Below are 12,255 nucleotides of genomic sequence, written 5' to 3'. Positions count from 1 at the left end.
CGACTATCTTGCCTGCTCGCCGCCACCCCGGGCAAAGCCCGGCGCCGCGACGGCCGGGCCGCGCGAATGTCGATCACGGGGGGCGGGTCGGCGGGGGATCGCGGAAAGCCATCTGATTTCACGTCAATTGTCTCTACTCCAATGGCGCATTCGCGGTTGGTGATCCCCGGAGGCGGCTGGGCTAGCCTCCACCTGGCGTGTCACATGTCGATCCCGAACCGGGAGGTACCACATGGCTATCGGACGACGGCAACTGCTCACCTCCGTCGCGCTCACCGCCCTCGCCGCGCCCGTCCTGGCCAAGGGGACCGCGACCCGCGCGGCCGCGGCCACGGGTGCCGCCGCGGCCCTCGGTTCCGGGCCACTGGTCATGCAGGTCGTCGCGCACGAGGACGACGACATCCTGTTCATGAACCCGGACCTGTCCAAGGCGATCGCCGACGGCATTCCGTCCGTCACGGTGTTCGTCACCGCGGGGAACGGGACGGGCGACCCGTGTGCCGGCGTCTGCTGGGACCCGGCCGGTGAGCCGCTGCGCACCTGGAACCGGCAGATGGGCGCCGTCAACGCCTACTCCCGGATGGCCGGCGTCGGCGACAGCGACCCGAACACCGACGAGATCGGGCACTGGGCGGTCGAGGCGTGGACGGTCGCGGGCAAGGAGGTCGAACGGTACGTCCTCAAGGACCGGCCGGTGCACCTGGTCTTCCTCAACCTGCACGACGCCAAGCTCGCCGGCGTCCTGGGCGGCAACACCGACACCAGCATCGTCCCGGTCGGCAGCCCGCTCTCCGGGCCGTCCACCTACACGGCCGCGGACGTCGTCGAGGTGCTGCGGCAGCTGATGGTGACGTACCGGCCGACCGTCCTGCGGGCCCAGGACGACCTCCCGGACAGCCGCTACTGGGGCGACCACGCGGACCACATCGCCGCCGCGAGGTTCGCCGGGCTGGCGGCCCTCCAGTACGGCGGCACGCTGATCCAGGTGAACTACCGGGACTACAACATCGGGGACGCCCCGGTGAACCTCGACCGGGCGACGGCCGCCACCAAGGGCCTGTCCTACTCCGAGTACGCCAGCCACGACCACTCCACCGGGAACTACTCCGACTCCTGGTTCTCCCGGATGTACTACCGCTGGCCCCGGGGCACCTCTTGGGCCACGGTGAACCAGGACGGCCGGCCGCAGGTCTTCGTCGTCCGCAGCGGCGCCCTCCACACCTACTGGCGCGAGGCGGACGGCAGCTGGGGCGGCCCGGTGCGGATGGCCGACCCGGGCGGGTGGCTGGTGCCGGGCATCATGGTCGCCACCAACGCCGACGGCCGGCTGGAGGTCTTCGCCCGCCGCCTCATCGACAACCACATCGTCTCCCTGCCGCAGGGCACGCCCAACGGCTCGTGGTGGAACGGCTGGGCCGACCACGGCAACCCCAACGCCGGGCTCGGCAACGAGGACCAGGTCGGCGTGCCCGTGGTGGCCGCCGCCCAGGACGGCCACCTGGAGCTGTTCGTCAAGAACGGCGGCGGCGGCCTCAGCGCCATCCGGCAGACCACCCCGGGCGGGGCGTGGGGCACCTGGACGGACCTGGGCGGCACCGACCTCCAGGACCCGGTCACCGCGATCCGCAACGGCGTCGGGGCGATCGAGGTGTTCGCGAGCACCCGCAGCTCGATCCTCGGCTGGTGGCAGACCGCCCCGAACGGCGGCTTCAGCGGCCCGGCCTCGATCCCGGGCGCCCGTCCGGCCAGCCCGCCCAAGGCCGTGCTCGACCAGGGCGGCCGGATCGAGCTCGGCTACCGCGAGGTCGGCACCGGCGCGATGCAGGTCAGCCGGCAGACCAGGGCCGGCGGCTCGTGGAGCCAGTCCCCGGCCGCCCTCGGCGGCCACGGCGGAGTCGGCGAACCGGCCACGGTCCTCGTCGGCGGCCGGGTCGTCCTGTTCGAACGCAACGGCGGCGGCGGCGTCAGCACCACCGCCCAGACCGCCCCGAACTCCGGCTACGGCCCCTGGCAGGACCTCGGCGGCACCGTCCTCGACTACCCGGCCGCGACCGTCGACGGCAACGGCGTCCTGTACGTCTTCGCCGTCGGCATCGACGGCCGCGTCCACTACCGCACGGCCACCACGGCCGGCGCCTTCAGCCCCTGGCAGAGCCTGCCGTTCTGACAGGCCCCAAGCGGCCGCCCGGGAACGCTCCCGGGCGGCCGCCGTGCAGTCCTGGGCGCGGACGAACTCCTTCGCGGCGCGCGGCGCGGCGTCGACGCGGACGTACCGCGGGGCCTTGCGGTCGGGCTCGCCGCGGCGGGGACCGGGAAGCCGCGGCGGACGTGCCGAGCCGCACATTGCCCGGCGCGCGGCGGCGTGCCAGAGTGCCGGGCATGAACCATCCGCTCGCGGCCGAGCCGCACCCCTTGGCCTCCGTCTCCGATGCCCCCGGCGCCCCCGCTCCGGCCCATGTCTTCGACTGGCTAGACGAGACGGCCGCGATGCGGGCCGAGGCTGGGCTGACCAGGACGCTGCGCAGCCGGGCGGCGGAGGACGCGGTGCTGGACCTCGCCGGGAACGACTACCTGGGGCTGACCAGGCATCCGGTGGTCACCCGGGCCGCGGCGGACGCGGCGCTGCGGTGGGGCGGCGGGTCGACGGGGTCGCGGCTGGTGACCGGGACGACCGCGCTGCACACCGAACTGGAGGAGGAGCTGGCCGAGTTCTGCGGAGCGGAGGCCGCGCTGGTGTTCTCCTCCGGGTACGCGGCCAACCTGGCGGCGCTGACCGCGCTCACCGACCCGGACACCCTGATCGTCTCCGACGCCTACAACCACGCCTCGCTGATCGACGGCTGCCGGCTCTCCCGCGCCGACGTCCACCGGGCCCCGCACGCCGATCCGGCGGCGGTGGCCGAGGTGCTCGCCGGGCGGACGCAGCGGCGGGCGCTGGTGGTCACCGACTCGGTGTTCTCGGTGGACGGCGACGCCGCGCCGCTGCCCGCCCTGTCGGAGGCCGCCCGCGCGCACGGCGCCGCGCTGCTGGTGGACGACGCGCACGGACTGGGCGTGCTCGGCCACGGCGGCACCGGGGCACTCGCGGCGGCCGGGCTCGCCGGGCGGCCGGACACCGTCGCCACCGTGACCCTCTCCAAGTCGCTCGGCTCGCAGGGCGGCGCCGTGATCGGCCCGCGCCGGGTGATCCGCCACCTGACCGAGACCGCCCGCACCTTCATCTTCGACACCGGTCTCGCCCCGGCCGCCGCCGGTGCCGCCCTTGCCGCGCTGCGCCTGCTGCGCGCCGAGCCCGCCCGCGCCGAGCGCGCCCGCGAGGTCGCCCGCACCCTGGCCCGGCAGCTCACCGCCGCCGGACTGGTGGCCTGCGAGCCGGAGGCCGCCGTGGTCTCCGTCCGCGCCCCGGGCCCGGAGGCCGCCGTCGCCTGGGCCACCGACTGCCTGCGCGCCGGCCTCGCCGTCGGCTGCTTCCGCCCGCCGTCCGTCCCGGACGGCATCTCCCGGCTGCGCCTGACCGCCCGTGGGGATCTGACGGACGGTCAGATCGCCGAGGCCGTCCGCATCGTCGCCGAGCTGGCCCCGGTGGGCGCGCGGCGCGGATGACCGCCGACCGCGCAGGGCGGGACGCCGGGGAGTCCCACCTGCTCTGGGACGACCACGTCGCCTGGCTGCTCGACCCGACCGGCGGCGACTGCCTGCCCGACGTGTTCATCGAGGGCGCCACGGCGGCCGACTGGCAGGCCGTGCTCGACCTGGTCGTGGAGCGGGGCTGGGCCTTCGAGTACACCGCGGGCTGCTCCGTGCTGCCGCTCCCACGGGCCGGGACGGTGCTGTCCCGGCCGGCCGGCGCGGAGTGCCCGAGCCTGCGGGTGTGGCCGGCCCCGGAGGTCTGCGCGATCTTCCGGTTCCTCGGGGAGGAACGGATCGACTTCGACCTCGACCTCCGCGAGCTCCAGGGGCAGGAGCGGCTGGACGTCCTCTGCGGATTCCTGGCCGCGATCGGACGGCGGCTGGGCACGTCGGTGCCGGTGTACTTCGAAGGCGACGACCGAACGCCGTTCCTCGGCTACGACGCGGCGGCCGACCGGGTCCGGGTGCTGTGGGCGCCGCCGGACGGCTGACTACTTCTTCTTCGCCCGGCTCGGTTGCACCCGGGGCGGCTCGCCCTGGGCCTTCGGGTGGTCGGGCGGGTAGGGGAGTTCGCCGAGGCCCTCGTCGCGCAGCTGCTTCTCGTACAGCTCCAGCAGGCCCTCCAGGCGGAAGGCCTGGCCGTCCATCTCGGCGTTCAGGTCGCCGAGTTCGGCGAACCGGGCGGGGACGGTGCGCAGGTCGAAGTCCTCGGGGGCGGCGTCGTCCAGCTCCGTCCAGCGCAGCGGGGTGGAGGCGGTGGCGCGCGGGCGGGCGCGCAGCGAGTAGGCGGAGGCGATGGTGCGGTCGCGGGCCATCTGGTTGTAGTCGACGAAGATCCGCTCGCCGCGCTCCTCCTTCCACCAGGCGGTGGTCACCTTCCCGGGCATCCGCTGCTCCAGCACCCGGCCGAGCGCGATCACCGCGTGGCGCCCGTCGGTGAAGGTCCACTCGGGGGCCAGCGGCACGTACACGTGCAGCCCGCGCCCTCCGGAGGACTTGGGCCAGCCGCGCAGCCCGTGCTCCTCCAGCAGGGCGCGCAGTTCGTGGGCGGCGCGGACGGCGTCGTGGAAGTCGGTGCCGGGCTGGGGGTCGAGGTCGATCCGCAGCTCGTCCACGTGGTCGGTGTCGGAACGCCGCACCGGCCAGGGGTGGAAGGTGAGGCAGCCCAGGTTGGCCGCCCACAGCACGGCGGCGGGCTCGGTCGGACAGATCTCGTCGGCGGAGCGGCCGCTGGGGAACTCGATCCGGGCGGTGGGCAGCCACTCCGGCAGGCCCTTGGGCGCGCGTTTCTGGTAGAAGAACTCGCCGTCCACCCCGTCCGGGAAGCGTTGCAGCGTGGTCGGGCGGTCGCGCAGCCCGCGCAGCACCCCGTCGGCCACGGCCAGGTAGTACTGCGCGACGTCCAGCTTGGTGAAGCCGCGCTCGGGGTAGTACACCTTGTCCGGGTTCGACAGCCGAACGGTGCGCCCGGCGACATCCAGTTCCACGGCTGAGCCCATGGGCCCCACGCTAAGCGCGGTGCGCCCGGCGCGCGCCCCGAGGGGAACCGGGCGGAGGATGGGACGCATGGACCTGCCCGTGATGCCGCCGGTGGCGCCGATGCTCGCCAAGTCGGTGGCCAAGATCCCGCCGGGGATGCAGTACGAGGCCAAGTGGGACGGATTCCGCTCCATCGTGTTCCGCGACGGCGACGACATCGAGCTCGGCAGCCGCACCGGCAAGCCGCTGACCAGGTACTTTCCCGAGCTGGTGGAGGCGTTCGGGCGGGAGCTGCCGCAGCGCTGCGTGCTGGACGGCGAGGTGGTGATCGCCCGGGAGGGGCGGCTGCGCTTCGAGGAGCTGCTGGAGCGCATCCACCCCGCCGCGAGCCGGGTCCGGCTGCTCGCCGAGCGGACCCCGGCCTCCTTCGTCGCCTTCGACCTGCTCGCCCTCGGCGAGGACAGCCTGCTGGACGAGCCGCTGTCGGTGCGCCGCGCGGCGCTGGAGGCCGCGCTGGCCGACGCCGCCGACCCGGTGTTCACCGCCCCCGCCTCCACCGACCTCGACCTGGCGCACACCTGGTTCGCCGAGTACGAGGGCGCCGGGCTGGACGGGGTGGTCGCCAAGCCGCTGGACCAGCCGTACCGGCCGGGGGAGCGGGCCATGTACAAGATCAAGCACGAGCGCACCGCCGACTGCGTGGTGGCCGGCTACCGCGAGCACAAGAGCGGCCCGGTGGTCGGCTCGCTGCTGCTCGGCATCTTCGACGACACCGGCCGGCTCCAGCACGTCGGCGTCTGCGCGGCCTTCCCGATGGCCCGCCGCCGCGAACTCGCCGAGGAGCTGGCCCCGTTGCGGATGGACGACGTCTCCGGGCACCCCTGGGGCGGCTGGGCGGACGAGGTCGCGCACGCCGAGGGCCGGCTGCCCGGCGCGGTCAGCCGCTGGACCGGCGGCAAGGACCTGTCCTGGATCGCGCTGCGCCCCGAGCGGGTGGTGGAGGTGGCGTACGACCACATGGAGGGCACCCGGTTCCGGCACACCGCGCAGTTCCGCCGCTGGCGGCCGGACCGTACGCCGGAGAGCTGCACCTACGCGCAGCTGGAGGAGCCGGTCTCGTACGACCTCGGTGCGGTGCTGGGTATCTGACGGAGGATCAGGAAGGGGCCTGGCCCGCGATCGGGCCAGGCCCCCCGCGCGGTTCAGGAGAGGTTCAGGGTGGGGGTCGCGGTCGGTTCGACCGTGGCCGTGGCGTAGGGCGAGGTCATCGGCGACGGGTACGGGGACGGCGACGGTGACGGCGAGGAGTACGGAGAAGGCGAGGGGGACGGCGACGGGCTGGGTGAGCCCGTGGCGGCGCCGGCCGGCAGCGTGTAGACGTTGTCCGGCGAGACGATCCGCGTGATCGCCGCCGCCAGCAGCGTGGAGGGCTCAGAACCCTGGTACGCCGCATCGGTGTTGAGGATGATCGCCAGCGAGGCCTGGGCCGCCGGCAGGTACACCACGACGGTCTGGTACCCGGGCAGCGAGCCGTTGTGCCCGATCCACCCGTGGGTGGTGAACACCCCGAAGCCGTAGCTGAGATCGGGGGTGCCGGTGTCCGGCCCCTTGAGCCGGTCCGCCTGGGTGGCGGGCTTGAGCAGCGGATCGCCGGTGGCCAGCACCTTCGACCAGGTCTGGAGGTCGGCGAGGTTGGAGATCGCCGCGCCGGCCGCCCAACCCCAGGACGGGTTCCAGGTGGTGGACTCGGTGGGCTGACCGCTGAGCGTCTGGTCGGTGTAGCCGTGGACGTGCGGGTCGGGGAAGGTCGCGTCGGTCGGGAAGACCGTCTTGGTGAGCCCGGCCGGGTCGAAGACCTGCGCCTTCAGGAAGTCGCCCAGCGGCTGCCCGCCGACCTTCTCGACCACCTGGCCGAGCAGGATGTAGTTGGTGTTGGAGTACTCGAACCTGCTGCCCGGCGAGAAGTCGGCCGGGTGCTTGAACGCGTACGCCGTCAACTGGTCCGGGGTGAAGGCGTGGTTGGGGTCGCTGAGGAAGAGGTGCTGGAAGTCCGGGTCGTCGCTGTAGTTGTACAGCCCGCTGCGCATCTGGCCGAGCTGGCGCAGGGTGATGCCGTCGCCGCCGGGCACATTGGAGACGTACTTGGAGACCGGGTCGTCCAGGCTGAGCTTGCCCTGGTCGGCCAGGCGTAGCACGGCCGTGGCGGTGAACGTCTTGGTGACGCTGCCGATCCGGGTGTACAGGTCGGCCGACATCGGCGTTCCGGCGTTCTTGTCGGCGACGCCGAAGTTGCGCTGGTAGCTGCCGCTGGGGGCGGTGTAGCCGACGATCACCCCGGGGATCGAGGCCTGGCTCATCACCTGCTTGATCGCGGTGTCCAGCCGGCTCTGGACGTCCGGGGTGAGCGCCACCACCCCGCCGGTCGGACTGGCGCCGCCGTACCCGGGGGACGGGCTGAGCCCGGCCGGCTCGGCGGTGACGGCCGGGTCCCGCCCCGCGGGCTTCGAGTCCCCGGAACAGGCGGAGACGGTGAGCAGGCCGGTCAGCGCGAGGGCGGCGGAGGCCACCCGGACGGCGCGGGGAACGCGGACGGCGCGGGGAACGGCCGCGGCGGGGGAACGGGGGACCCGCTCGGCGCGGGGAACGGCCGGGCTCGGCCGTCGGGTGTCGGTCATCGGTGCAGACGCCTCTCTGGGGCGGGTCGGCCCCTTGGCGAAGGGCCCCGGAGCGCTGCTCGGCGGGGCCGGAGCGCGGCTCCACGGGGCCGCGGGGGAGCGTCGCCACCGTAAGCACCGGCGCCGTCCGGCCGCGCGCGGGTCGCTGCCCGGCTGGACCGAACGGGAGCGCCGTCAGCCGAGTGCCCCGCCCGGCTGGCGGCCCGCCGCCCGCTGCCCCACCGGGCGGCCGGAGAGCGGTGGCCGCCCCCGCGCTCCGCCGGACGGGTGAGCACCGGCACGCCGCCCCGGCCCGTCGGCCGCTGCTCGGGCACGATCGTTCAGCCCAGCTGTGGCCGCCCTTAAGAATTCCTCGATGGACCGCACCCGCTCCGACCAGGCAGATTTCTGCCTGCCCGGAGCGCGCCGTCAGGAACGGCCGAACCGGGCCACCTCGGCCTGCCCGACCCCCGAAGGCCGTCCCACCCGCACGTCAGGAGCCGCTGCCCGTGAAGGCACTCGTCAAGCAGAAGGCCGAGCCCGGCCTCTGGATGATCGATGTCCCGAAGCCCGAGATCGGCCCCGGCGAGGTGCTGATCAAGGTGCTGCGGACCGGCATCTGCGGCACCGACCTGCACATCCGCAAGTGGGACGGCTGGGCCCAGCAGACCATCAAGACCCCGATGACGATCGGCCACGAGTTCGTCGGCGAGGTCGCCGAGCTCGGCGCCGGCGTCACGGACATCGCGGTCGGCGACCTGGTCAGCGGCGAGGGCCACCTGGTCTGCGGCAAGTGCCGCAACTGCCTGGCCGGCCGCCGCCACCTGTGCCGCAACACCGTCGGCCTGGGCGTCAACCGGGACGGCGCGTTCGCCGAGTACGTGGCCCTGCCCGCCTCCAACGTCTGGGTGCACCGGGTGCCGGTCGACCTGGACGTGGCCGCGATCTTCGACCCGTTCGGCAACGCCGTGCACACCGCGCTGTCCTTCCCGCTGGTCGGCGAGGACGTGCTGGTCACCGGCGCCGGCCCGATCGGCATCATGGCCGCCGCCGTCGCCAAGCACGCCGGCGCCCGCAACGTGATGATCACCGATGTCTCCCCGTACCGCCTCGACCTGGCCCGCAAGGTCGGCGTGACGCTGGCGCTCGACGTCTCCGAGCACACCATCGAGGAGGGCCAGCAGAAGCTGGGCCTGCGCGAGGGCTTCGACGTCGGCCTGGAGATGTCCGGCCGCCCCGAGGCGATGCAGTCGATGATCGCCAACATGACCCATGGCGGGAAGATCGCCATGCTCGGCCTGCCCGCCGAGCAGTTCCCGGTGGACTGGGCCTCGATCGTCACCTCGATGATCACCATCAAGGGCATCTACGGCCGCGAGATGTTCGAGACCTGGTACGCGATGTCCGTGCTGCTGGAGGGCGGCCTGGACCTCAGCCCGGTGATCACCGGCCGCTACGCCGCCGCCGACTTCGAAGCCGCCTTCGACGACGCCGCGAGCGGCAACTGCGGCAAGATCATCCTCGACTGGACCGCCTGAGCCAGCCTCGCCGACTAGACAAGGAGTCCGCTCGTGTTCGACAACGTGCGCGCCGACATCGCCACCACCCTCGACGAGATCCGCGAGGCCGGCCTGTTCAAGCCCGAGCGGGTGATCGGCAGCCCGCAGAGCGCCGCCGTCACCGTCACCGCCGGCGGCCGCCCCGGCGAGGTGCTGAACTTCTGCGCCAACAACTACCTGGGACTGGCCGACCACCCCGAGGTGCTCGCCGCCGCCAAGGACGCCCTGGACCGCTGGGGCTACGGCATGGCCTCGGTCCGCTTCATCTGCGGCACCCAGGACGTCCACAAGGAGCTGGAGGACCGCCTCTCGGCGTTCCTCGGCCAGGAGGACACGATCCTCTACTCCTCCTGCTTCGACGCCAACGGCGGTGTCTTCGAGACCCTGCTGGACGACCGGGACGCCGTCATCTCCGACGCGCTCAACCACGCCAGCATCATCGACGGCATCCGGCTCAGCAAGGCCCGCCGCCACCGCTACGCCAACCGCGACCTGGCCGACCTGGAGAAGCAGCTCCAGGACACCCAGGACGCCCGCCGCCGCCTGATCGTCACCGACGGCGTCTTCTCGATGGACGGCTACGTCGCCCCGCTGCGCGAGATCTGCGACCTGGCCGACCGCTACGACGCCATGGTCATGGTGGACGACTCGCACGCCGTCGGCTTCGTCGGCGCCGGCGGCCGCGGCACCCCCGAACTGCACGGCGTGATGGACCGGGTGGACATCATCACCGGCACCCTCGGCAAGGCCCTCGGCGGCGCCTCCGGCGGCTACGTCGCCGCCCGCCGGGAGATCGTCGCCCTGCTGCGCCAGCGCTCCCGCCCGTACCTGTTCTCCAACTCGCTGGCCCCGGTGATCGCGGCGGCCTCGCTCAAGGTGCTCGACCTGGTCGAGAAGTCCAACGAGCTGCGCGAGCGGCTGGCGGCCAACACCGCGCTGTTCCGCACGAAGATGACCGAGGCCGGGTTCGAGATCCTGCCCGGCGACCACCCGATCGCCCCGGTGATGATCGGCGACGCGGCCAAGGCCGGCCGGCTCGCCGAACTGCTGCTGGAGCGCGGCGTGTACGTGATCGGCTTCTCCTACCCGGTGGTGCCGCACGGCCAGGCCCGGATCCGGGTGCAGCTGTCCGCGGCGCACTCCACCGAGGACGTCGAGCGCGCCGTGGCGGCCTTCGTGGACGCCCGCGCCGCACTGGAGGCCTGACCTCCCAAGGCTGCCCGTGGGCCGGACCGCTCGGAACCGGACCGGCCCACGGGCTCAGGAACCACCTTTCCCCCCCTCACGCGACGGGGCGGGACGCCGGTGCTCATCGGCGTCCCGCCCCGCCGTCGTCAGCCGTCCTGGTTCTCGCCCTGGTCGTCGCCGTCGCCCTGGTGGCGGCCGGTGGGCTTGGCGAAGACCTGGGAGCTGTCGTCGGCCGGGGCGGCCGGACCGGGCAGCAGGTCGGTGCTGGTGGAGCCGAACACGACGGTGTCGCCGGAGGCGTCCACGAAGGCGTCGAGCGAGGTGCCGTTGCCCGGCGAGCCGTCCGGGGTGGTGGCGACCCGCTCGGTGCGGCCGGTGCGCAGGTCCTGGCGGTAGACGTCCGAGCCAGGGTGCTGCGGGCCGGGCACCAGGTTGTCGGCGGCGGAGGCGAAGTAGAGCCAGCGGTTGTCGGCGGTGATCGAGCCGTGGCCGGAGGAGCCGACCGAGCCGGTGCCGGGCAGGCCGCCGCTGACCTTGGTCACCGCGCCCGTCCTCAAGTCCCGGACGTGGAGCACCAGGTGGTAGCGGTGGCCGTTGGTCGAGCCGCCGGGCTCGGGCAGGGCGTAGATCGCGCGCCGCCCGTCGGGGCTGATCGTGGCGTCGAAGGCGGCGCCGGTGAGCTTGCCGTCGAGGTCGCGGCTGACGGCGGTGATCTTCCCGGTGGCCGTGTCGTAGGTGTAGTACTCCGCGAGCGCCGGGGACGCCGTCAGCGACTGACCGGCCGGCAGCGGGGCCGCGGCGCCCGGGGCGGGACCCACGTCGGCGGGTGCGGACCCCTGGGGCTCCTCGCCCGGCAGCAGGTCGGAGATCGAGGAGAAGCCGATGGTGCGGCCGTCCGCGCTGATCGTCGGGTGGAGCGACATGCTCTCGCCCGCCTGGCCGTTCAGGTCGTGGGAGACCAGGCGGGTCGTTCCGGTCCGGCGGTCGGTGAGGTAGACGTTGTACTTCCAGGTGTACGGCCTGGTGAGCGACGGTGCCGGGGTGGCGGTCTCCGGGACGAGGTCGGTCCGGGAGGAGACGAAGACGACGAAGCGGCCGTCCGCGCTGATCGAGGGCGCGTACGAGGAGTGGAACTTGTCGGCGTCGGGGGCGGCGCCGGCGAGCGCGCCGCTGATCAGCTCGGTGCGGCCGGTCCTGCGGTCGCGGACGTACACCTCGTCGCGGCCCTGGACCTGGGCGCCGGGCGCCACGTTCGAGGCGTAGGTCGAGAAGGCGACGTAGCGTCCGTCGCCGTTGATCGCGGGGTAGTCGACGGGATCGTCCAGGGTGCTGCCGTCGTCGGCCAGGCTGACCCGTTCGGTGCGGCCGGTGCGCAGGTCCCGGACGTAGGCGTCGTCCCGGTTCTTGGAGGGCTGCGGCACCAGGTTGGTGGCCGCGGACATGAACAGGGCGTAGTGGCCGTCGGCGCTGATGCCCCGGCTCCAGGACTGGCCGTCGGGCGCGGCGCCGTTCGGGCCGACGCTGATCTGGGTGGTGCCGCGCAGCACCGGGTCGGCCTGGGCCGGGGCGACGGCGACGGCGAGCACGGCCACGGCGGCGAGTACGCTGCCGCCGCCCGACAGCCACCGGTTGCGGGTGGTCCGGATGGTACGGGTCATGAGGTGTCCCCCCTGTGATCGCCCGGCCGGGCTCCCTCCCGGCGACGGGCTCTTCCGCAGAGCCAATCGCCGGGCGGGACGGGGGTC

Annotated in this window: 9 protein-coding genes; 6 read left to right on the top strand and 3 right to left on the bottom strand. The window is 73.6% G+C overall.

Annotated elements, in window-relative coordinates; genetic code table 11:
• The first annotated feature begins 232 nt into the window (after positions 1-232).
• The 3 genes from QWJ13_RS27930 to QWJ13_RS27920 all read left to right on the top strand — a co-directional run bounded on the left by QWJ13_RS27930 (position 233) and on the right by QWJ13_RS27920 (position 4,121).
• Positions 233-2,167: a DUF8189 domain-containing protein gene (locus QWJ13_RS27930; protein ID WP_316527902.1), complete on the top strand. Its 1,935-nt coding sequence runs from the start codon at positions 233-235 to the stop codon at positions 2,165-2,167.
• Between the two features lie 320 nt (positions 2,168-2,487).
• Positions 2,488-3,603 carry an 8-amino-7-oxononanoate synthase gene (locus QWJ13_RS27925; protein ID WP_316528065.1) on the top strand — a complete coding sequence of 372 codons (1,116 nt, stop codon included), beginning with the start codon at positions 2,488-2,490 and terminating at the stop codon, positions 3,601-3,603.
• Positions 3,600-4,121 (top strand): hypothetical protein, encoded by a 522-nt coding sequence (locus QWJ13_RS27920; RefSeq protein WP_316527901.1) that lies wholly within the window; start codon positions 3,600-3,602, stop codon positions 4,119-4,121. The genes QWJ13_RS27925 and QWJ13_RS27920 overlap by 4 nt, the downstream gene beginning before the upstream one ends.
• Here the strand turns inward: QWJ13_RS27920 and ligD are convergent, their stop codons facing one another.
• Complete coding sequence (gene ligD, locus QWJ13_RS27915; protein ID WP_316527900.1) at positions 4,122-5,129, bottom strand: non-homologous end-joining DNA ligase; 1,008 nt, start codon at positions 5,127-5,129, stop codon at positions 4,122-4,124.
• Positions 5,130-5,196: 67 nt separating this feature from the next.
• Between ligD and QWJ13_RS27910 the strand changes: the two genes are divergently transcribed.
• Entirely contained in the window at positions 5,197-6,258 is a 1,062-nt protein-coding gene (locus QWJ13_RS27910; RefSeq protein WP_316527899.1) for an ATP-dependent DNA ligase, read from the top strand.
• A gap of 53 nt (positions 6,259-6,311) precedes the next feature.
• Here the strand turns inward: QWJ13_RS27910 and QWJ13_RS27905 are convergent, their stop codons facing one another.
• Positions 6,312-7,784 (bottom strand): serine hydrolase domain-containing protein, encoded by a 1,473-nt coding sequence (locus QWJ13_RS27905; protein ID WP_316527898.1) that lies wholly within the window; start codon positions 7,782-7,784, stop codon positions 6,312-6,314.
• Between the two features lie 488 nt (positions 7,785-8,272).
• On the opposite strand from QWJ13_RS27905, the gene tdh reads away from it, so the two are divergent.
• Positions 8,273-9,301 carry an L-threonine 3-dehydrogenase gene (gene tdh, locus QWJ13_RS27900; RefSeq protein WP_316527896.1) on the top strand — a complete coding sequence of 343 codons (1,029 nt, stop codon included), beginning with the start codon at positions 8,273-8,275 and terminating at the stop codon, positions 9,299-9,301.
• A 33-nt stretch (positions 9,302-9,334) separates the two neighbouring features.
• Positions 9,335-10,528: a glycine C-acetyltransferase gene (locus QWJ13_RS27895; protein WP_316527895.1), complete on the top strand. Its 1,194-nt coding sequence runs from the start codon at positions 9,335-9,337 to the stop codon at positions 10,526-10,528.
• Positions 10,529-10,656: 128 nt separating this feature from the next.
• On the opposite strand, the gene QWJ13_RS27890 is transcribed toward QWJ13_RS27895, so the two are convergent.
• Positions 10,657-12,168 (bottom strand): TolB-like translocation protein, encoded by a 1,512-nt coding sequence (locus tag QWJ13_RS27890; RefSeq protein ID WP_316527893.1) that lies wholly within the window; start codon positions 12,166-12,168, stop codon positions 10,657-10,659.
• Positions 12,169-12,255: the final 87 nt, after the last annotated feature.

Origin of the sequence: Kitasatospora brasiliensis (assembly GCF_032654805.1) — a bacterium.
GTDB lineage: Bacteria > Actinomycetota > Actinomycetes > Streptomycetales > Streptomycetaceae > Kitasatospora > Kitasatospora brasiliensis.
This window is presented reverse-complemented; position numbering and strand designations above follow the sequence as displayed.